Raw genomic sequence first — 21,804 nt, 5'->3', positions numbered from 1 at the left:
TCCGCGTTTGTCAACGTGTGTAACTAACGCGCCGACACCTCTGCCTGATGCCTCGGCCGCTCACTCCCCCAGCAGCCGACGGATGGCGAGGACTGCCCCGGCGCGTGCCCACTCGGAGAACTCGAACGGCTGCACCTCCACCGTGACCGGCTCGGTGTACGGCGCCAGTGCGGCCCGCATCGACTCGTCCACGGTCGCCCGCGCCAGGTCGTACACGGGCAGCCCGTCGCCCGTCAGCACGATCGCCGAGGGGTCCGCGATGTGCACCGCGGTGGCGAGCAGGACCCCGAGGGCACGGCCGGCATCCTCGAACGCAGCGAGGGCTGCCTCGTCGCCGTCCCGGGCGAGCTCGACCACCTGGTCGTACGTCTTCCCCTCGTGGCCGGCGTTCCGCACGATGACCGGGCTGGGCAGGTAGCTCGAGGCACACCCGGCGTGACCGAGGCCACAGTCCGGACCGCCCCCGAGGACTGGAAGGTGCCCGATGCGCCCCAGTCGCCCGTGCTCCCCGGTGGAGACCTGCCCGTTCGCGATGAGCCCGAGGCCCAGGCCCTCACCGACCGTCACGAGCACCATCGACCCGCGACCGGCACCCGCACCGAACCAGTGCTCCTTCGCAGTGAGCGCGTGGACGTCGTTCGCGGTGAACGTGGCGATGCCCGTCCGCTCCTCGAGCATCCGCGCGAACGGCACCTCGTGCCACCCGAGGAACACCGACGCCGCGACGACGGACTCCCCCGCGCGCACCATGACGTCACCGGGCAGCGAGACCCCGATCGCGCAGATGGCTGGATGCGCAGCACGGAGTCGGCCGAGCACCGCCGTGATCTGCTCCGCGAGCGGCTCGGCGGCGGTGTCGTCGATCGCCTCTTCGTGCAGGGCGAGGACCCGTCCGCCCAGGTCCGTGACCGCGGCGTACAGGCGGTCCTTCGTGAGCTTGATGCCGAGGAACTCCCACTGCCCGCTGCTCACCTGCAGGAGCTCCGACGGGCGACCGGTGGCGCCGCGCACATCAGTGCCGACCTCGACCACGAGCCGCTGTGACACGAGGATGCGCATGGCCCGGGTGAGGCTCGCCCGCGAGAGCCCGAGTGACCGGGCGATCTCGGCGCGGGAGAGCACCCCGTGGATGAGGATCTCCCGCAGCGCCAGTCGGGAACCATCGGGCAGGGCCGGCCAGGCTTCGGTCATCGTTCCTCCGTCGTCGGCTGATCCTACGGCCTGACCGGTCCCCGTCGACAAGGACCCCGAACGGGCCGCAAACGCAGAAAACCCCTGACCAGTACTGGTCAGGGGTTCCCTGGTGTTGCAACGTTAAGTCCGGCGGCGTCCTACTCTCCCACAAGGTCCCCCTTGCAGTACCATCGGCGCTGAGAGGCTTAGCTTCCGGGTTCGGAATGTGACCGGGCGTTTCCCTCTCGCTATGACCACCGGAACACCTTCGACCATGATCTGGTCTCAAATCTGTCCCGGCTGCTGCCCTCCGTGAAGAGGGCAGAGCGGTGTATTCAGTTTCGATTCCCGATCGTCTGTCGGGAACCACAAAGTGGACGCGAGCCCGTGCAACAAGTGCACGGAAATCAGTGTGTTATCAAGTCTTCGGCTTATTAGTACCGGTCAGCTCCACGGGTCGTTAGTCCCCGCTTCCACATCCGGCCTATCAACCCAGTAGTCTGCTGGGAGCCTCTCACACTCAAGGTGCATGGAAATCTCATCTCGAAGACGGCTTCCCGCTTAGATGCTTTCAGCGGTTATCCGGTCCGAACGTAGCTAATCAGCGGTGCCCTTGGCAGAACAACTGACACACCAGAGGTTCGTCCATCCCGGTCCTCTCGTACTAGGGATAGATCTTCTCAAATTTCCAACGCGCGCAGCGGATAGGGACCGAACTGTCTCACGACGTTCTAAACCCAGCTCGCGTACCGCTTTAATGGGCGAACAGCCCAACCCTTGGGACCTACTCCAGCCCCAGGATGCGACGAGCCGACATCGAGGTGCCAAACCATGCCGTCGATATGGACTCTTGGGCAAGATCAGCCTGTTATCCCCGAGGTACCTTTTATCCGTTGAGCGACAGCGCTTCCACAAGCCACTGCCGGATCACTAGTCCCGACTTTCGTCCCTGCTCGACCTGTCAGTCTCACAGTCAAGCTCCCTTGTGCACTTACACTCGCCACCTGATTGCCAACCAGGTTGAGGGAACCTTTGGGCGCCTCCGTTACTCTTTGGGAGGCAACCGCCCCAGTTAAACTACCCATCAGGCACTGTCCATGAACCCGATCAGGGTCCTACGTTAGACATCCAAAGTGACCAGAGTGGTATTTCAACAATGACTCCACGAACACTAGCGTGCCCGCTTCACAGTCTCCCACCTATCCTACACAAGCCACTCCGAACACCAATACCAAACTGTAGTAAAGGTCACGGGGTCTTTCCGTCCTGCTGCGCGTAACGAGCATCTTTACTCGTAGTGCAATTTCGCCGAGTTCGCGGTTGAGACAGCTGGGAAGTCGTTACGCCATTCGTGCAGGTCGGAACTTACCCGACAAGGAATTTCGCTACCTTAGGATGGTTATAGTTACCACCGCCGTTTACTGGGGCTTAAATTCAGAGCTTCGCCCAAAGGCTAACCCTTCCTCTTAACCTTCCAGCACCGGGCAGGCGTCAGTCCGTATACATCGTCTTGCGACTTCGCACGGACCTGTGTTTTTAGTAAACAGTCGCTTCCCACTGGTCTCTGCGGCCTTCAACGCTCACGGAGTAAATCCGGTCACGTGTCCGGCCCCCCTTCTCCCGAAGTTACGGGGGCATTTTGCCGAGTTCCTTAACCACGATTCTCTCGATCTCCTTGGTATTCTCTACCTGACCACCTGAGTCGGTTTCGGGTACGGGCGGCTGCAACCTCGCGTCGATGCTTTTCTCGGCAGCATAGGATCACTGATTTCCCCTTACGGGTACGCGTCGGATCTCAGGCATACAGACGACGGATTTGCCTATCGTCAGCCCTACATCCTTACACCAGGTTCACCTTACGGATACCATCGCCTGGCTCAGCTACCTTCCTGCGTCACACCTGTTCATACGCTAACCGCACCAGCATGGGGTCGAGCGTTAGACCGGCCACCATCACCCCGAAGGGATCCGGTTGTACCGGGTTAGGACTCTTAGCACCACTGGATTAGCTTGGGCGGTTGTTCGCCGGTACGGGAATATCAACCCGTTGTCCATCGACTACGCCTGTCGGCCTCGCCTTAGGTCCCGACTTACCCAGGGCGGATTAACCTGGCCCTGGAACCCTTGGTCTTTCGGAGGACGGGTTTCTCACCCGTCTTTCGCTACTCATGCCTGCATTCTCACTCGTGTAGCGTCCACGGCTGGATCACTCCGCCGCTTCACTCGCCACACGACGCTCTCCTACCACTCCGCACGACTGAACCACGAAGGCTTGTCTATAGTGCGAAATCTACAACTTCGGTGGTGTGCTTGAGCCCCGTTACATTGTCGGCGCGGAATCACTTGACCAGTGAGCTATTACGCACTCTTTCAAGGGTGGCTGCTTCTAAGCCAACCTCCTGGTTGTCTGTGCAACTCCACATCCTTTCCCACTTAGCACACGCTTAGGGACCTTAGTTGGTAGTCTGGGTTGTTTCCCTCTCGACGATGAAGCTTATCCCCCACCGTCTCACTGCTGCGCTCTCACTCACCGGCATTCGGAGTTTGGCTGACGTCAGTAACCTGTTGAGGCCCATCGGCCATCCAGTAGCTCTACCTCCGGCGAGAAACACGCAACGCTGCACCTAAATGCATTTCGGAGAGAACCAGCTATCACGAAGTTTGATTGGCCTTTCACCCCTATCCACAGCTCATCCCCTCCATTTTCAACTGAAGTGGGTTCGGTCCTCCACGACGTCTTACCGTCGCTTCAACCTGGCCATGGATAGATCACTTCGCTTCGGGTCTAGAACATGCGACTCAAACGCCCTATTCAGACTCGCTTTCGCTACGGCTGCCCCTCACGGGTTAACCTCGCCACATATCACTAACTCGCAGGCTCATTCTTCAAAAGGCACGCCGTCACCCCTACTAAGGAGGCTCCGACGGTTTGTAAGCAAACGGTTTCAGGTACTATTTCACTCCCCTCCCGGGGTACTTTTCACCTTTCCCTCACGGTACTTGTCCGCTATCGGTCATCTGGGAGTATTTAGGCTTATCAGGTGGTCCTGACAGATTCACACGGGATTTCTCGGGCCCCGTGCTACTTGGGATACACATCCGGCCATAACACCATTTCGTCTACGGGGCTGGCACCCACTACGGCCCGGCTTTCAAACCGGTTCGACTATGATGCGCTGTAACCGTCCCAGTCCGGCAGAACTGAGTGACGTGTCCCACAACCCCGACCATGCAACGCCCGCCGGCTATCACACATGATCGGTTTAGCCTCATCCGCTTTCGCTCGCCACTACTCACGGAATCACATGTTGTTTTCTCTTCCTGTGGGTACTGAGATGTTTCACTTCCCCACGTTCCCTCTACCCGCCCTATATATTCAGGCGGGAGTCACCAGGTCGCAAAAGCGCCTGGCGGGGTTTCCCCATTCGGAAATCCTCGGATCACAGCTCGATTATCAGCTCCCCGAGGCTTATCGCAGATTTCTACGTCCTTCATCGGCTCCAGATGCCAAGGCATCCACCGTTTGCTCTTAGAAACTTGACCACAAAGATTAAAATTGCGATCCAACGTCACACCACACCAACCCGAAGGCGGATCATGGATGACGCGAATCAAAGATGCTCGCGTCCACTGTGTAGTTCTCAACATACGATCGGCACCAGCACTCCCCCACCACAACGGTAGGTTCACCCTGGCCCGACGAAGGACCCGTAGGCCCAACCCCCACCACCACTCACGTGACAGTAGGAAGCCTGGTCCCTCAGGACCCAACAACGTGCACCAGCCGGCAGCTCCACCCACGACCCGTCCCAACCCTGCAAGCAGAGCGTACTGAGGTCGGAAGCATCACTCCCAACTGCACTGTCAATGTTCCACCCATGAGCTACCCGTCGGACACGTTCGGTCCGAAACAGGCGCCTGGACCAGCAACCAACCACCCATGATGGGCGACCAGCACTGACCAGATGCTCCTTAGAAAGGAGGTGATCCAGCCGCACCTTCCGGTACGGCTACCTTGTTACGACTTAGTCCTAATCACCGATCCCACCTTCGACGGCTCCTTCCACAAGGGTTAGGCCACCGGCTTCGGGTGTTACCGACTTTCATGACTTGACGGGCGGTGTGTACAAGGCCCGGGAACGTATTCACCGCAGCGTTGCTGATCTGCGATTACTAGCGACTCCGACTTCATGAGGTCGAGTTGCAGACCTCAATCCGAACTGAGACCGGCTTTTTGGGATTCGCTCCACCTTACGGTATCGCAGCCCTTTGTACCGGCCATTGTAGCATGCGTGAAGCCCAAGACATAAGGGGCATGATGATTTGACGTCATCCCCACCTTCCTCCGAGTTGACCCCGGCAGTCTCCTATGAGTCCCCGGCATAACCCGCTGGCAACATAGAACGAGGGTTGCGCTCGTTGCGGGACTTAACCCAACATCTCACGACACGAGCTGACGACAACCATGCACCACCTGTACACCGACCACAAGGGGGCGACCATCTCTGGCCGTTTCCGGTGTATGTCAAGCCTTGGTAAGGTTCTTCGCGTTGCATCGAATTAATCCGCATGCTCCGCCGCTTGTGCGGGCCCCCGTCAATTCCTTTGAGTTTTAGCCTTGCGGCCGTACTCCCCAGGCGGGGCGCTTAATGCGTTAGCTACGACACAGAAACCGTGGAAAGGTCCCTACATCTAGCGCCCAACGTTTACGGCATGGACTACCAGGGTATCTAATCCTGTTCGCTCCCCATGCTTTCGCTCCTCAGCGTCAGTTACGGCCCAGAGATCTGCCTTCGCCATCGGTGTTCCTCCTGATATCTGCGCATTCCACCGCTACACCAGGAATTCCAATCTCCCCTACCGCACTCTAGTCTGCCCGTACCCACTGCAAGCCCGAGGTTGAGCCTCGGGATTTCACAGCAGACGCGACAAACCGCCTACGAGCTCTTTACGCCCAATAATTCCGGACAACGCTTGCACCCTACGTATTACCGCGGCTGCTGGCACGTAGTTAGCCGGTGCTTTTTCTGCAGGTACCGTCACTTTCGCTTCTTCCCTACTAAAAGAGGTTTACAACCCGAAGGCCGTCATCCCTCACGCGGCGTTGCTGCATCAGGCTTTCGCCCATTGTGCAATATTCCCCACTGCTGCCTCCCGTAGGAGTCTGGGCCGTGTCTCAGTCCCAGTGTGGCCGGTCACCCTCTCAGGCCGGCTACCCGTCGTCGCCTTGGTGAGCCATTACCTCACCAACAAGCTGATAGGCCGCGAGTCCATCCCCAACCAAAAAATCTTTCCACCACCAGACCATGCGGCCAGTGATCATATCCAGTATTAGACGTCGTTTCCAACGCTTATCCCAGAGTCAGGGGCAGGTTACTCACGTGTTACTCACCCGTTCGCCACTAATCCACCCAGCAAGCTGGGCATCATCGTTCGACTTGCATGTGTTAAGCACGCCGCCAGCGTTCGTCCTGAGCCAGGATCAAACTCTCCGTAAAAAAATACAGACCCAACACCCGAAGGCATCAGACCGAGTTGATTCTGACTGTTGACTGTCTACTGACAATCTTCAATCCAAAAGGAATTGCTTCATGACCCAGTCAGCAAGCCGACCAGGCACGAGGTCAATCAATAAATTGGCATTGACAATGTGCACGCTGTTGAGTTCTCAAGGACCAGACGCACTCCCCGCTCGACCCCGAAAGGTTCCGCCAGAGAGGCATTCGTCTTGTTCCACCGTCGGACACGTCGAATCACTTCGACTTCTTCGGGGGGATGTTGCCTGAGCGGGACCCCGTCCGGACTGCGCATCCAGGGCTTGCACCCTGTGACCGTCTCGGCCGTTCCGTTCTCCGCCTCAGCGGCAACGAGTGATTACTTTACACACGCCCCGGGGGCCCTGCCAACCGTCGCCCCTCCCGGGCGTGTCGCAGTCGGGTGAACGGCACGTGTCCCCCGGGTTTCCGGCGATCGGCGGGGTGAGCGCGACCCCGGGAACGACGGAAGGCACGGTGCGAACCCGCACCGTGCCTCCCGAACGAACGAACGAACGAACCGGGCCGACCTACTCGGCCGCGGCCAACTGGCCGCACGCCCCGTCGATCTCCTTGCCGCGGGTGTCGCGCAGGGTCGTCGGGATGCCGGCGGCGTTGAGTCGGCGGACGAACTCGTCCTGCACGTGCACCTCGGACGAGGTCCACACCGAGCCCGGCGTCGGGTTGAGCGGGATCGGATTGACGTGCACCCACCCCTTGCCGCGCTTGTTGAGCTTCTCGGCGAGCAGGTCGGCTCTCCAGGCGTGGTCGTTCATGTCCTTGATGAGCGCGTACTCGATCGAGACACGACGGCCCGTCTTGACGTAGTAGTTGTGCGCGGCGTCGATCGCCTCGTCGGCCTTCCAGCGCGAGTTCACCGGGATGAGCTCGTCGCGGAGCTCGTCGTCGGGAGCGTGCAGGGACAACGCGAAGGTGAGCGGGATCCCTTCGTCCGCGAGCTTGATCATCGCCGGCACGAGTCCGACGGTCGACACCGTGATGCCGCGGGCACTCATGCCGAGACCGTTCGGCTGCGGCGCGACCATCAACCGCACGGCGTCCATCACCCGCTTGTAGTTCGCGAGCGGCTCCCCCATGCCCATGAACACGATGTTCGTCACGCGCTCGGCGTCGACGCGGTCGTTGCCGCCCTTGCGGGGATCACCCCCGAGCTCACCAGCGGCGATCGCGGCGTTGGCCCGGACGATCTGCTCGATGATCTCGGCGGTGGACATGTTGCGGGTCAGCCCCGCCTGGCCGGTGGCGCAGAACGGGCAGTTCATGCCGCACCCGGCCTGGGACGAGACGCACAGGGTGATGCGGCCCGGGTAGCGCATGAGGACCGACTCGACCAGGGCGCCGTCGTGCAGCTTCCAGAGGAACTTGATCGTGTCGCCGTTGTCCGTCGCCAGCCGCCGGGTCTCGGTGAGGAGCGGCGGCAGCATCCCGGCGACGAGCTGCTCCCGCTGGGCGGCGGGCAGGTCGGTCATCTTGGCCGGGTCGGACGTGTAGTGCTGGAAGTAGTGGGTCGCGAGCTGCTTGGCGCGGAACCCGGGCAGGCCGAGTTCCTTCACGCGGGCCTCGCGTTCCTCGGCCGTCAGGTCGGCCAGGTGCACGGGCGGCTTGCCACGCTTCGGGGACGCGAACTCCAGCAGCGGGCGACCGTCGGTGTCGGTGGCCTGCTTCCAGCCCTCGGTGCGCGGGCGCACCTGCGGACGAGCAGACTGCTGCTGTTCGAACGGGGTGCGGGTGTCGGAAGCCATCACTCCAGGATACGGGAGGCCCGTGATCGGTGGGGACGCCCCGTCCGGGTGGTCCTGCTGGTCACCACCGCGGCCGCACCACGGCTGGTCGGGTCAGCTGCCGGCGGGCAGGACACGCGCGAAGTGGTGCGCCGCCGAGTACATCGGGACGATGTCGACGACCTCGCCCGGGTGCGGTGCCTGCAGGACGAGTCCCTGGCTGAGGTACAGGCCGACGTGGTCCTCGTCGTCGTACACGACGAGGTCGCCCGGCAGCGCCTCGGACTCGGGGATCGTGGTAGCGACGGCGTCCTGCGTCGGCACGTAGTGCACGAGCTGGATCCCCACCGCCTGGTACGCGACCATCGTGAGCCCGGAGCAGTCGATGCCCTCGTGGCTCGCGCCGCCCTCGACGTACGGGTCCCCCATGTACTGCAGGGCGGTCTGCACGATCGTGGCCCGGTCGCCGCCGGCCGAGAGTGCGGCGGACAACGCGGACTGTGCCTGCGCGGTCGTCACCCCGAAGCGGAGGTCGAGCGTCGGGTACGACACGATCGTCGTCGTGGTGGTCATGCCGTCGGTGGAGACCACGGGGACCTGGACGTCGTGCGCCACCGTGAAGGTCTGGGCGGCCTGCGCCGTGGTCGTGCCCGAGCGGGTGTCCGCGGGCAGGGTGTCGGCGTTCGCGGGCAGGGCGAGCGTCAGGCTCGAGGTCACTGCGATCGCGGGGGCGAGCAGGATCGCGGCACGCTTCGCGTTCGCGGAACGACGGATGTGCCGCGGGTCGACGGCGCGCTCGGCACGCAGGGTGGCGGTCCGGCTCAGCACCGCACTGCCGGCCGACGACGCGACGGGGGCGGGACGCGGCTGCATCCGCACGGTCCGGGCCGGCTTCGGGTGCTCGACGAAGGTGGAGCGGGCGGCCGCGGGGCCGAGGGCCGAGCGGCGACCACGGGGACGGGACTGCTGCGTGTCCGGCGTCAGCGGCGCGGGGTCGACCGCGGGGTGCGTGTGCGTTCGCGCGGGCTGACGGTCGTCGGCTGCTGCAGGCAGGGTGTGGCGTCCCATGGGTCCTTCCGGGTCGGGACCACTCGGCGGTCCGGAAAGTAACGTATTGGTCACGACGGTGCTCGCGGCTGGGCAGCGCCGGAGTGTTCCTGCGGCTGGTCACAGGAACGAGCACCGCTCGCAGGCCACTCCGACGGCGCGCACGGGCGTTCCGGAGCCGGGCCGCGGCGGTGGACCCGGGTTCAGACCGGCGTGACCCGCATGGCGGCGGCGATCCGGGCCTCCCGGTCGGCCGCCAGGCGGTCGAGGCGAGCCGACAGCGCGACGACGGACGCGTCCACCGGGCTGTCCCCCGAGATGTCCCCCGGGATCGGGGCACCGGCGCGCACCGCGAGTGGCAGGACGCCCGCCCAGACGGTGTGGTCCTCACCGTCCGCCGGGTCCTCGCCGACTCCGTGGGCTCGGACCTTGACGCTCGCGCGGTCGAGGGGCAGCTGGAGGACCTGCGTGGCGCGGACCTCCTTCGCGGTCATCTCGCGCACCTCGCGTCGACGGCCCGGCATGAGGTGGTCCGCCACCTGCCAGAGGGCTTCGGCGCGGAGGTCGGTCGGCACCACGGTCGCGCGCCCGGCGATCATCGCGCTGCGGTAGTTCGCCGAGCTGTCGTTGGTCGACCGTGCGAAGACGAGACCGTCCAGGTGGGTGACGGTGGCGGCGACCGGGACACCCTCGGCCCCGGCGTCGAGGAACAGCCCACCACCGGTCGAGCCGTGCAGCAGCAGGACGGGACCGTCGCCGAGGTCCCCGACGGCGCAGAGGAACGGCAGGACGACGGGGTGGCCGCCGCGGACGATGCCGACGTGGGCGAGGTGGGCCTCGGCGAGGATCGCGTGCAGGACGGCGGGGTCGTCGGACTGGCGGTCGCGCAGGCGGCGGACGCGGAGCGAGGGGTCGTCGGCGGTCGGTTCTGGTTCGGGGCTCGAGGTGGGCATGTCGTCACGCTAGGGTCACCAGTGGTCCGGCGCCTGGACCAGATCGGGGCGATCACGGTGGACCAGTCGAGCAAGGTGTCCGGTGTGGTGGCACGGGTGCGTGGGATGGTGCACGACGGCACCCTGCGCGAGGGCGATCCGTTGCCGTCGACGCGGGCGCTGGCGGCGGAGCTCGGGGTGGCCCGGGGCACGGTCGTCGCGGCGTACGAGCAGCTCGACGGCGAGGGGTACCTGCGGACGCGGCACGGTGCCCTCGCCCGGGTCGCGGCGAGTGTGACGGTGGACGCGGGCATGACGCCGGATTCGGCTCCGGTCGGCGCCCGCTCCCCCGATCCGGACGGTCCGGACCCGACGTCCTCGCTCATCGACTGCCGTCCGGGCATCCCCGCCGTCACCGCCATCCCGCAGCGGGACTGGCGGGCAGCCTGGCACGCAGCGGCGTCGGCACCGCTCCGGAACGCGATCGCGGACCCGCTCGGCTCCCCCGACCTGCGCGCACAGGTCGTCGCCCAGCTCGGCCTGACCCGCGGGTTCACGACGTCGGTCGACCGGGTGCTCGTGACCGCGGGGACCTCGGAGGCGCTGTCGCTCGTCACCGAGGCGCTGCGGGGGCTGCTGGGTCGCGCTCCCGTCGTCGCCGTCGAGGACCCCGGCTACCGCACCGGACACCGTGCGGTCACGAGTGCGGGCGGGTCCCTGGTGGGCGTCCCGGTCGGCGAGGACGGCCTCGACCTCGACGCACTCGAGGCCGCCGGACCGGTCGACGCCGTCCTGGTCAGCCCGACACACCAGTACCCGCTCGGGTCGGTGATGCCCGTCGCCCGGCGCCGGCGGCTCCTCGCCTGGGCCGCCACCACCGGCACCGTGGTGGTGGAGGACGACTACGACTCCGAGTTCCGGCACCGCGGCGCGCCCGTGCCCGCGCTGGCCGCACACGACGCCGAGGGCGTGGTGCTGCACGTCGGCGGCTTCTCGAAGACCCTCGACCCCCGGCTGCGCTGCGCGTACGTCGTGCTGCCGATGGTCGCAGCGACCGGTTCCCCGGTGACGGAGGCGGTGCTCGCCGCTCGTCGGGCACGTGGCGCGGTCGTCGCCGAACCGGTGCAGGCCGCGCTCGTGCACCTGCTGCGGACGGGTGCGCTGCGGCGGCACCTGGGTCGGGTGCGACGCGACTACACGCACCGCCGGGCCCGGATCGCGGCTCGGCTCGGCGGCGTCGTCGGCCTGGAGGCCCGTGCCCTGAACGGCGGGCTGCACGCGGTGGTCACGTGGTCGGGTCCGACCACCGGGGCGGAGATCGCGCGTCGGATGGCGGACGCCGGGGTGCTCGTGGCGTCGCTCGAGGAGTACGGACTCGCTCCCGGCAGCACGCCGCCGGGCATCGTGTTCGGCTACGGCGCCGTGACGATGCCGGAGCTCGACCGGGCGCTCGACGCCCTGGTGACGGCGGTCACGGGAACCTGATCAGGGTCGTCAGCCGCCGTACTGGGCAGTGCCCACGACGTTCGACCCGGCCCGCTGACACGCGGTGTTCAGGGTGCGGCCGACGAGTTCCCACTCGGGGGTCATCTCGAGCGCCGGCCCAGACTTCGGTGCGGGGTGCGCGTCGAGGTACTCGTGCGCGTAGTCGATCGCGTCGTCGAGCTCCTCGTCGCTGCTCGACAGGTGCTCGTAGCCGAAGCGTTCCGCCGCGATCAGTGCCTGGTACTGCGCCTCGGAGAGATCGCCCTGGCTCCGCCCGACCGTCGCGTTCAGCGAGATGGTCGTCAGCGCACTGATCTGGCCGCAGATCGCCGCAGCACTCCTGTCCTCCTCCATCGGGTCCGTCGCGCCGCCCGCGGGCTGGGCGTCCGAGGTCTCCGAGGTCGCCTTCGGGGTCGACGTCGGCCGCGCCGCTGCGTCGGCGCCGGCCGAGCAACCGGCGAGCGAGCCGGACACGAGGACCGCGCTCACGACGACGACGGGCAGTGCGGACCGGAAGGAGACCATGGACGACATCGTGGCAGCGCCGTGGTGCCGTTCGCGTCGTCGTGTCCCGATCGAGACCTCGCCGAGACCGGATCGTGAGCTTGCGTCAGCGGGAGTCGGCGGTGCCGTTCTTCCGGGCGTTCACGAGGTCGGCGAGCGAGGGTTCTCCGGCGTCGCCGGGCAGTGCGTGTCCGCGACGGGCGGCCTTGCGGACCTGTCGGTAGGTGGTGACGTGCAGGGGGTCCACACCGTCGGCGGACTCGTAGTTCGACGGGGCGGTGGTGGTGGGTGATTCGGTCATCGCGACGGACGGTACGCGTGCCGGGAGCCGCGGAACCACGTGCTGCGTTCCGCGGCCAAACGGCGGGCGTGGCACGGCCTGACGGGGCCGCCCCGGGCCTCCAGGGCGGTGTGGCGAGTTCGGCGGCGGGCGGGACCTGTCCGCGGAAGCGACAGACCTCGTCATCGCTGCGGCGACTGTCCCGTCAGGGCGACAGTGTGCCGCGAACGTTCGGTGGAACACTGTCGCTTTCGCAGGACAGGCAGGGCGTGAGGCGGGTCAGAGGCTCGTCATGCCGCCGTCGACGAGGAACTCCGCCCCGGTGGCGTAGGACGACTCCGGGCTGGCCAGGTAGACCATGATGCCGGTGACGTCGTCGGGGGTGCCCGGGCGACCGAGCGGGGTGCGGGCGACGATCGCGGCTCGGGCCTCGGGGTCACCGGAGATCGCCGACACGAGGCCGGTCTCGGTGTAGCCCGGCACCACCGTGTTCACCCGGATGCCGTCCCGCGCGTAGGCCATCGCGGTCGCCCGGACGAGTGCGTGGATGCCACCCTTGGTCGAGGAGTACGCCGCGAAGTCGGCGCCCTCACCGTTCAGGCCGGTCGGCGACCCCGTGGCGATGACCGACCCGCCGGTGCCGCCCGCGAGCATCGCCCGGACGGCGTGCTTGATCGTCAGGAACGTGCCGGTGAGGTTGACCGCGACCGTGCGGTCCCAGGTCTCGAGCGACAGGTCGGCGACCTTCGCGTCGTGGCCGAACAGCTGCACACCGGCGTTCGCGACCACCACGTCGGGGCTCGCACCACGGTCGGCCAGATCGGCGAACCCCGCGGCCACCTTCGCCTCGTCGGCGATGTCCATCGTCAGGCCGATCGCGGTCGGGCCGGCTGCGGCGGCGGCACCGGCGGCCGCATCGGCGTCGCGGTCGGCGTAGACGACGGTGGCCCCCTCGGCCACGAACCGGTCGGCGATCGCGCGGCCGATGCCGGCCCCCGCTCCCGTGACGAGTGCGGTCCGGCCGTCGAGTCGTGCGGTCATGTGGGACTCCGTCCTCGGAGCAGCGCTGCTCCGTCGCCCCCATCATTGCCCAACCGGTTGACCGGTGCTAGGCATGCACCATGACTGCGACGTCGAACGACGAGATCGTGTCCGTCGGGCCCTGGCGTCTGGCCCTGCGCGGAGCCGAACTCGCCGACGTCACGTTCCGGGGCGTGCTCGTCCTGCGTGCCGTCCGGTTCGTCGTCCGCGACCACGACTGGCGTACGGCCGACGACACGGTGTCGACACGGACGGTGGACGGCGACGAGGGCCGCATCCGCATCGAGACCAGTGCACGGTACGACGGCGTCGAGGTCGCGCGCGCCGTCCTCGAGGTCACGCTCGACGACGACACCCTGCGGGTCGCCGCGGTCGGGACGGTCACGCGGGCCTTCCGCCGCAACCGCGTCGGGCTCGTCGTCCTGCACCCGCCGACCCTCGCCGGGCAGCCGCTCACGGTGCGGCATCCGACCGGTGGCAGCACCGCGACGGCGTTCCCGTTCTGGATCGCGCCGCACCAGCCGGCCGTCGACGTCGCCGGGCTCGACTGGGCGGTGGGCGCGACCGCGCTGTCGCTCGACCTGACCGGCGACGTGTTCGAGACCGAAGACCAGCGCAACTGGACCGACGCCTCGTTCAAGACGTACTCGACGCCGCTCGCCGAGCCGTTCCCGATCGCCCTCTCACCGGGGACGACGGTCCGTCAGGGGCTCACCCTGCGTGCAACGGCGGTCGGTTCGGCAGGTGGTCCGGGCACCCGGTCGGGAGGCGCGGCCTCCCCCGCCCCGGACCTCGCGGCGCTCGACGGGCCGGGTCCCGGTGCCGTGGTCACGCCGCCGCCGACGCTCCAGCTGCTCGCGGGTTCGGCGCCGGTCGCTGCGCGCCCGGACGACGCCGACCTGCTCCGCGGGTTCCCGATCCTGGTCGAACCGGTCCTCGGTGCCCCGAACGTCGAGGCGGTGCTCGCCTCGGCCCGGCGGGACGCGGGTGGTGCACCCCTGGACGTCCGGTTCGTCACCGACGACCCGGCACTGCTGCGCGCGGCGATCGACGCGGTGCTCGACGGCGGGCCGGTGGCTCGCGTCGGGGCGTTCGACCCGGTGTCGCACGTGACGACGCCGGCGCTGCAGCGGGCGCTGCGCGAAGCGGTGGCAGCGGTCGGCACGCTGGAGGTCGTCGCCGGCACCCGGGCCCACTTCACCGAGCTGAACCGGTCGATCGCGGTGTTCTCGGGCTGGGACGGCCCCCTGACCTGCAGCGTGACGCCGCAGATGCACGACCGGTCGCCCGAACAGGTGACCGAGTCGATCCGGATGCAGCGCTGGGTGGTGACCAGCGCCTCCAGGCTGGCCGCCGGCAGGGCGCTGCACGTCGGACCGGTGACGCTGCGGCCACGGTGCAACGCGGTGGCGACGGCGCCGACCCGGGTCGTGACGGACGCGACCGTCGAGCACGGGTACGGGCCGGAGACCGTTCCGGACGCGACCGACCCGGCGCAGCACACGCCGGCCGCCGAGCGGTGGTTCGCCGACGCGGTGCGGGCGCTGACGGTGCCGGGCGTGGCCTCGATCACGCTGACGGAGGCGTGGGGGCCGCGCGGGTTCGTGGCCGCCGACGGCACGGGGAACGCCCCGCCGGAAGGGGGCCGGCGGGGCGTTCCGGTCCGGGCGCGCTGACGGGTCGGCGCGGTGGTCGGTGGCGGTCCGGATCAGCGCCGGACTGCGTCGATCTTGAGCATCTTCGCGATGACCGAGTCGAGCTCGCTGTCGTCGAAGACCTGCTTCCAGTCCTCCTTGATGAGCTTCTCGCGGCCGTAGCCCATCGCGATGTGGCAGGCGTCGGAGAACGGGTTCGAGCCGCGCAGGCCGTTGGTCAGCGCGATCCACGTGTGGCCGTAGAGCATGGCGCGGGCGGCGTCGCGGGGCACGCCGACACCGGTGACGGTCTCCTCGAGGGCGTCGTTGAGGAAGTCGCCGATCATGCAGGCGATGGTCTCGACCAGGGTCGGCTCGAGCACGGCCAGCTGCTTCACCGTGACCCAGTGCACCTGGATGACCGGGGCGTACATCGTGGTGATGACGGCCTCGGCGACGGCCTTGGCGCGGTCGCCCTCGTCGCCGAGCGACTCCGAGGCATCGAAGGCCGCGATGACCTCCTGCGGGGCGGCGATGCCACCGAAGGTGTCGTCCCACTCGGCCTTGGTGGTGCGCTCGAGGAACACCGACGGGTGGCACGGGTGCGCCACGGCGTAGTGGATGTCCTCGCGCTTGGCGAGGAGACCCGCGTAGGCGGCGGCCGGGTCGAGCGTCAGGATCGACGCGCCGGGCTTCATGACGGGGACGAGCTGCTCCGAGATGGTGCCGAGCAGGACGTCCGGGACGGCGAGGATGACGACGTCGGCGGCCTTCGCCGCGTCGAGGCTGTCGGTGATCTCGCGGCCGAGGGCCTGGATGCGCTCCTGGCCGGCGGGCGAGGCCTCGCTGTACAGGGTGGTGTACTCGCTCTTCGCGAAGTTGTTCGAGACGCGGGTGCCCATCTTGCCGCCGGCACCGATCACGGCGACGGTGACGTCGGCCGTGCCGGATCCGGCAGCGACGGTGTGGGTGGTGGTGACGGTGTCGGTCATGATTCCTTGCTCCTGATGTACTCGATGGTGTGTTCGGTCCACGCCGCTTCGATGCGGGTGGTGGTCTGTGCGGGGGGCTCCCCCGGCAGGGGTTCGGCGCCGGCGTGCTCGTCCTGCCACGGCAGCCAGAACTCGATGACGCGGTTGATCCCCCGGGTGTCCGGCTCGAGCGCGGCGCGGACCGCGGTGTAGTCGAGGATCCCGCTGCCCGTGCGGACGCCGGTGTACTGGAACCCGACCCAGCCCGGTGAGCGGGTGAAGGCGGAGTCCTTGACGTGCCAGTTGACGACGTGCGGGGCGGTCATCGCCACGACGTCGGCCGGGTGTTCGAGCCGGGCGACGGTGTTCGCCGGGTCGAGGCAGATGCCGAGGTGGTCGGAGCCGATCGCCTGGACGACGGCGACGAGGTCGGCGGTGGCGACGACCTCGTAGGTCTCCAGCGCGAGGGTCACGCCCGCGCGCTCGTAGGCGGGGAGCGCCTGCCGCAGGCGTCGTTCGGTCTCGGCCGCGTCGGGCTGGTCGTCGCCGCTCGTCCACATGCTCCGCACGAGGGTCGCGCCGAGCTGCTGTGCGACGTGCAGGTACCGGGCGAGGTGCTCCGGCCGGGTGCCGCGGGTGCCGACCTCGAGCGTGAGACCGAGGTCGGCGGCCAGGGACCGGATCGAGGCCAGGCGCTCGTCGGTCGCGGTGTCGAGCGGCAGGTGGTCGCAGATCTGGAACAGGTCGACGCCGTCGTGGGTCGCGGCGTCGCGCAGGGCGTCGTCGAGGGACATCGGCGACGGGACGCGGTCGGACATGCGCCAGAAGTAGGCGTAGGTGGAGAGGCCGAGCAGGGAGGTCACGCCGGTGCTCCGTCCTGCGTCGCGTCCAGCGCCTCGGCTTCGTCGAGGATCGTGCGGATCGCCTCCGGGTCGTGGGCGAAGCGGCCGAGGAACAGCCCGCCGATGCGTCCGGCACCGCGGGTCAGCAGGCCCGGGCCGGCACTGCCGCCGTAGATCGCGGCGGAGCCGGCGAGCTCCGGCCGGGTCGCCAGGTGCTGCTCGATGCCGGCCAGGACCGCGACGATGTGCTCGTCGGGCGCGGGCTGCGGGGCGCCGATCGCCCACACCGGCTCGTACGCGGCGATGAGCGGTCCGGCCAAGCCGTCGGCGGTCGCAGTGGCGGTGAAGCGGTCGAGCTGCGCGGTGACCTCGGCGATTGCTGCCGCGGGGTCGCCGTCGGCGGCGCGCTCGGTCTCGCCGATGCAGACGAGGGGCCGCAGGTGGTTGCGGTACGCCGCGTGTACCTTCCCGGCGATCTCGTCGTCCGTCTCGTGGAACAGTTCGCGTCGCTCGGCGTGTGCGATCTCGACGAGGTCGACCCCGATCTCACGGAGTTCGGCACCGGAGACCTCGCCGGTGAAGGCGCCGCTGTCCGCCCACGCCAGGTCCTGCGCGCCGAGCGTCATGGGGGCGTCCCCGATCACCGCACGCACCGGGACGAGCGACGGGAACGTCGGCACCACGAAGAGCTCGACCGCGCCGGACCGCACCGCCGGGTGGCTCCGGGCGATGTCGGCCACGGCGGCCGCCCACTCGAGCGTCCGGGCGTGCGAGAAGTACATCTTGAGCGACACCCCGATCGTCACCGGGGCGGCCGCCGTGGTCGCGGGCATCAGGCGGCGGTCCCGACCGGGGCGGAGCCGTCGTAGGCGCAGATCGCGTTGACCTTCTCGGCGCTCGCGCTCGTCTGGTCGAAGGTGTAGCCGAGCCACTCCTTCGCCATCCGGCGCGCGACCTCGACCCCGACGACGCGCTGCCCCATGCAGAGGACCTGGGCGTCGTTCGACAGGATCGAGCGCTCCACCGAGAACGAGTCGTGCGCGGTCACGGCGCGGATGCCGGGGACCTTGTTCGCCGCGATCGCGACACCGAGGCCGGTGCCGCAGATCAGGATCGCGCGGTCGGCCTCGCCGTTCGCCACCAGACGGGCGGCGTCGACGGCGACGTGCGGGTAGGCGGTGTGACCGTCGGCGTCCACGCCCACGTCCACGACCGAGGCCACGCGGGGGTCCTTCGCGAGGTCGGCCTTGATGACTTCCTTGTAGTCGAAGCCGGCGTCGTCCGAACCGACGACGATGCGGAACTGCTGCTCACTCATGCGGGTGTGCCTTTCGTGGTGGGGGTCAGGCGGGGACGGCGATGGCCGCCAGGACCGCGGCGGTGATGAGCGCGAAGGAGATCGCGCCGGCATCCGGGGTGCCGACGGCGTCCTCGCCGTGGGTGCGGGCGCGGCCCATCCGGGGCAACAGATCGGCCGTGGCGTCCGCCGCGGTCTGTGCTGCAGCCGAGGCGGCCGACCAGGCGTCGACGAGTTCGTCGCCTGCGTCGACCCGGGCGGAGAAGACCTGGTCGAACGGCACGAGCGCGTCGACCATCGTCTTGTCGCCGGGGACGGCTCCGAAGGCCAGGACGGCTTCGGCGGCGGCGTGCACCGCGCTCTGGACGGTGGCGGGTGTCGGACGGGACTCGTCCCCGAGGACGCGACCGAGGGCCTCCAGGGCGGCGCCCCAGATCGCACCGGACGTCCCACCGGCCTTGTCGGACCACGCGTCGCCGGCGATCGCGAGGACCGAACCGGCGCCGGCGCCACGGGCGGCGGCGTCCTGTGCCGCACGGTCGGCGGCGGTGGAGCCGCGCTGCATGCCGATGCCGTGGTCGCCGTCACCGGCGACGGCGTCGATGCGGCCGAGCTCGTCGGCGTGGTCGTCGATGGTGGCGCGAATCGCTGAGATCGCGCTCGCGACGCTGACTGCTGCGGCCCGGGACTCCTCGGTGCCGGGCGTCACGGGCACCACCACGCCGGCTTCGAGCACCTCGGCCGGCAGCGGCTCCTGCGGGACGGCGCCGCCCTTGCGGTACGCGGGGGCGTCGGCGGGGGCGGCCCAGAGCTGCTCGAGTTCGTCGTCAAGCCAGAACAGGGTGAGCGAGACGCCCGCCATGTCGAAGCTCGTGACGAGTTCGCCGACCTCGGGCTCCACGACGACGATGCCGGCGTCGGTGAGCTTCCGCTGGACGGCGCCGAAGACGACGAAGAGTTCCTCGTACTTGACGGAGCCGAGGCCGTTGAGGATCGGGACGACGCGGGGGGTGGCGGGTGCTGTTGCGGTGTCTGGTGCGGTGACGGTGCCAGTGCCGGTCCCGGTGCCGGTGCCGTCGGGTCGCTCGGCGAGGAGTTTGTCGACGAGCAGGTCGGCCAGGCCGTCCGCGGTGGGGACGTCGGCCTCGGCGATGCCGCGTTCGCCGTGGATGCCCATGCCGATGGCCATGCGCCCCTCGGGGACGGTGAAGAGCGGCTCGTCGGCGCCGGGCAGGGAGCAGCCCGAGAACGCGACGCCGAAGCTGCGGGTGCGGTCGTTGGCCCGGGCCGCGATCGCGGTGACCGCGTCGAGGTCGTCGCCGCGTTCCGCGGCCGCGCCGGCCACCTTGAACACGCAGAGGTCCCCTGCGATGCCGCGGCGCTTGTGTGCCTGGTCGGCGGGCGCGGACGCGACGTCGTCGGTCACGCGGACCGTCCGGACGTCGATGCCCTGTGCCTCGAGTGCCCGTGCCGCCGCGTCGAAGTTGAGGACGTCGCCGGCGTAGTTGCCGTAGCTCAGCAGCACGCCGCCGCCGTGCTCGGACGCCTTCGCGACCGCGGTGACCTGCTGGGCGCTCGGGCTGGCGAACAGGTTGCCCATCGCGGCACCGGCCGCCAGGCCGTGCCCGACGAGGCCGCCGAAGGCCGGGTAGTGGCCGGAGCCACCGCCGACGACGAGCGCGACGGTGCCCTCGGGGCTGGTGGTGGAGCGGGCGACCCCGCCGTGCACCTTGCGCACCCGGGCGTGGTTGGCGGCGACGAAGCCGTCCACCATCTCGTCGGCGAAGTCCGCCGGGTCGTTGAACAGGCGGGTCATGCGCCGGCCTCCTTCGCGATGGCGGTCGGTCCGTCCGTGGCAGCGACCGCGGTGTCGGCTTCGGATGCCGCGGCGGCCGCTTCGTTGCGCTTCGTGTTCCGGCCGAGCACGAACATGAGCACGCTCGACAGCACCATGAAGAACCCGACGATGAACATCGGCACCTGGTACCCGCCGGTCCACTCGCTGACCGCACCCGTGATGTACGGGGCGGCGAACCCACCGAGGTTGCCGACGGTGTTGATGAGGGCGACCCCCGCGGCTGCGGCGGCACCGGTCAGGAACTGCGTCGGGACCGTCCAGAAGTTCGGCAGGGCCGCGAAGATCGCACACGCGGTGATCGCGATGACCGCGACGGTGGCGGCCGGGCTGTTCATGTAGAGCGCGACCGGGATGCTCAGGCCACCGACCAGGGCCGGGACGGCGATGTGCCAGACCCGGACGCCACGACGGAAGGCGTCACGCGACCAGAAGTACAGGACGACCGCGGCCGGCACGTACGGGATGGCCGTGATGAGGCCCTTCTGGAACAGGTCGAACGTGGTGCCGAACTGCTCCTGGAAGCCGTCGATGATCGTCGGCAGGAAGAAGCTGAGCGCGTAGAGGCCGTAGATGAAGCCGAAGTACACCGCGGCGAGCATCCAGACGCGGCCGGAGCCGAAGGCCGCACGCAGGCCGCCCTTGCCGTGGCCGTCGCCACCGCCCTTCGCGGCGCTCTCGGCAGCGAGCGTCGTCTCCAGCCAGACCTTCTCGTCCTCGTCGAGCCACTTCGCCTGCGACGGCTTGTCCTTGAGGACGAAGAGGCACAGGACGCCGACGATGATCGCCGGGATCGAGACGCAGAGGAACATGAAGCGCCATCCGGCCAGGCCGCCGAGGATCCCCTCGTGGGTCATCAGCCAGCCGGCGAGCGGGGAACCGATGACGCTCGTGAGCGGCTGCGCCAGGTAGAACAGCGCGAGCATCTTGCCGCGGTGCCGTGCCGGGACCCAGGTCGACAGGAACAGGATCGCGCCGGGGAAGAAGCCGGCCTCGGCGATGCCGAGCAGGAAGCGCAGGCCGACGAGCTGCGGGTAGTTCTGCACCCACGTGAAGAGCAGGGACACGATGCCCCACGTGATCATGATGCGGGCGAGCCAGATCCGGGCGCCGAACTTGTGCAGCGCCAGGTTGGACGGCACCTCGAGCACGAGGTATCCGATGAAGAACACACCGGACGCGAAGCCGAACTGGGCGGCGGTCAGGCCGAGGTCGGCCTCCATGCCGTTGGGGGCGGCGAAGGAGATCGCGGTGCGGTCGAGGAAGTTGATGAAGAACATCAGTGCCACGAACGGCACGATGCGGATCGCGATCTTGCGGATGGCCGTCTTCTCGACGACCGAGGTGGGGATGCCTCGCGTGGCGGGGATGTCCACGATGACTCCTGCTCGGTGGGGGTGGTACGACTCCCGTCCTGGCGGCTGCGCCGGGATGGCCCGTGCTGCTGGGCCGGGGTGTTCCGGTCGG

The 21,804-nt window shown here is 68.1% G+C and carries 15 protein-coding genes and 3 rRNA genes; 2 read left to right on the top strand and 16 right to left on the bottom strand.

Annotated features, from left to right (window positions below; genetic code table 11):
* Window positions 1-60 precede the first annotated feature (60 nt).
* From DEJ19_RS06970 to DEJ19_RS06940, 7 genes are all read right to left on the bottom strand, one after another.
* Entirely contained in the window at window positions 61-1,191 is a 1,131-nt protein-coding gene (locus DEJ19_RS06970) for an ROK family transcriptional regulator (protein WP_111234182.1), read from the bottom strand.
* Window positions 1,192-1,318: 127 nt separating this feature from the next.
* Window positions 1,319-1,435, bottom strand: a 5S ribosomal RNA gene (gene rrf, locus DEJ19_RS06965).
* 152 nt (window positions 1,436-1,587) lie between these two features.
* A 23S ribosomal RNA gene (locus DEJ19_RS06960) occupies window positions 1,588-4,716 on the bottom strand.
* Window positions 4,717-5,149: 433 nt separating this feature from the next.
* Window positions 5,150-6,671: ribosomal RNA gene (locus DEJ19_RS06955) — 16S ribosomal RNA — on the bottom strand.
* The 16S, 23S and 5S rRNA genes sit together here, the layout of an rRNA operon.
* A 566-nt stretch (window positions 6,672-7,237) precedes the next feature.
* Complete coding sequence (gene rlmN / locus DEJ19_RS06950; protein WP_111234158.1) at window positions 7,238-8,470, bottom strand: dual-specificity RNA methyltransferase RlmN; 1,233 nt, start codon at window positions 8,468-8,470, stop codon at window positions 7,238-7,240.
* A gap of 93 nt (window positions 8,471-8,563) precedes the next feature.
* A complete protein-coding gene (locus tag DEJ19_RS06945; protein ID WP_111234157.1) occupies window positions 8,564-9,517 on the bottom strand; it encodes a C40 family peptidase in 954 nt (317 codons plus the stop codon).
* A gap of 182 nt (window positions 9,518-9,699) precedes the next feature.
* Window positions 9,700-10,449 carry a pyridoxamine 5'-phosphate oxidase family protein gene (locus DEJ19_RS06940; RefSeq protein WP_111234156.1) on the bottom strand — a complete coding sequence of 250 codons (750 nt, stop codon included), beginning with the start codon at window positions 10,447-10,449 and terminating at the stop codon, window positions 9,700-9,702.
* Between the two features lie 21 nt (window positions 10,450-10,470).
* On the opposite strand from DEJ19_RS06940, the gene pdxR reads away from it, so the two are divergent.
* Window positions 10,471-11,913 (top strand): MocR-like pyridoxine biosynthesis transcription factor PdxR, encoded by a 1,443-nt coding sequence (gene pdxR / locus DEJ19_RS06935; RefSeq protein ID WP_111234155.1) that lies wholly within the window; start codon window positions 10,471-10,473, stop codon window positions 11,911-11,913.
* 9 nt (window positions 11,914-11,922) lie between these two features.
* Here the strand turns inward: pdxR and DEJ19_RS06930 are convergent, their stop codons facing one another.
* The 3 genes from DEJ19_RS06930 to DEJ19_RS06920 form a co-directional block, all read right to left on the bottom strand.
* Entirely contained in the window at window positions 11,923-12,438 is a 516-nt protein-coding gene (locus DEJ19_RS06930; RefSeq protein ID WP_146250725.1) for a hypothetical protein, read from the bottom strand.
* Window positions 12,439-12,523: 85 nt separating this feature from the next.
* A complete protein-coding gene (locus tag DEJ19_RS06925; RefSeq protein WP_071406076.1) occupies window positions 12,524-12,718 on the bottom strand; it encodes a hypothetical protein in 195 nt (64 codons plus the stop codon).
* A 258-nt stretch (window positions 12,719-12,976) separates the two neighbouring features.
* Window positions 12,977-13,738, bottom strand: a complete 762-nt coding sequence (locus DEJ19_RS06920) for an SDR family NAD(P)-dependent oxidoreductase (RefSeq protein WP_111234153.1) — start codon at window positions 13,736-13,738, stop codon at window positions 12,977-12,979.
* An 80-nt stretch (window positions 13,739-13,818) separates the two neighbouring features.
* Between DEJ19_RS06920 and DEJ19_RS06915 the strand changes: the two genes are divergently transcribed.
* A complete protein-coding gene (locus DEJ19_RS06915; protein WP_111234152.1) occupies window positions 13,819-15,414 on the top strand; it encodes a D-apionate lactonase family protein in 1,596 nt (531 codons plus the stop codon).
* Window positions 15,415-15,446: 32 nt separating this feature from the next.
* Here the strand turns inward: DEJ19_RS06915 and DEJ19_RS06910 are convergent, their stop codons facing one another.
* Genes DEJ19_RS06910 through DEJ19_RS06885 form a run of 6 tightly spaced genes read right to left on the bottom strand, consistent with a single transcriptional unit; the run spans window position 15,447 to window position 21,713 of the window.
* Entirely contained in the window at window positions 15,447-16,364 is a 918-nt protein-coding gene (locus tag DEJ19_RS06910; protein ID WP_111234151.1) for a phosphogluconate dehydrogenase C-terminal domain-containing protein, read from the bottom strand.
* Entirely contained in the window at window positions 16,361-17,206 is an 846-nt protein-coding gene (locus tag DEJ19_RS06905; protein ID WP_111234150.1) for a sugar phosphate isomerase/epimerase family protein, read from the bottom strand. Before DEJ19_RS06905 ends, DEJ19_RS06910 begins: the two co-directional genes overlap by 4 nt.
* A complete protein-coding gene (locus tag DEJ19_RS06900) occupies window positions 17,203-18,018 on the bottom strand; it encodes a triose-phosphate isomerase family protein (RefSeq protein WP_111234149.1) in 816 nt (271 codons plus the stop codon). Before DEJ19_RS06900 ends, DEJ19_RS06905 begins: the two co-directional genes overlap by 4 nt.
* Window positions 18,018-18,503, bottom strand: coding sequence for a ribose-5-phosphate isomerase (locus DEJ19_RS06895; protein WP_111234148.1), 486 nt, complete (start codon window positions 18,501-18,503; stop codon window positions 18,018-18,020). The genes DEJ19_RS06900 and DEJ19_RS06895 overlap by 1 nt, the downstream gene beginning before the upstream one ends.
* A 25-nt stretch (window positions 18,504-18,528) precedes the next feature.
* Complete coding sequence (locus DEJ19_RS06890) at window positions 18,529-20,298, bottom strand: dihydroxyacetone kinase family protein (RefSeq protein ID WP_111234147.1); 1,770 nt, start codon at window positions 20,296-20,298, stop codon at window positions 18,529-18,531.
* A complete protein-coding gene (locus DEJ19_RS06885; protein WP_110865572.1) occupies window positions 20,295-21,713 on the bottom strand; it encodes an MFS transporter in 1,419 nt (472 codons plus the stop codon). Before DEJ19_RS06885 ends, DEJ19_RS06890 begins: the two co-directional genes overlap by 4 nt.
* Window positions 21,714-21,804 lie beyond the last annotated feature (91 nt).

Source organism: Curtobacterium sp. MCSS17_016, assembly GCF_003234255.2.
GTDB lineage: Bacteria > Actinomycetota > Actinomycetes > Actinomycetales > Microbacteriaceae > Curtobacterium > Curtobacterium flaccumfaciens.
This window is presented reverse-complemented; position numbering and strand designations above follow the sequence as displayed.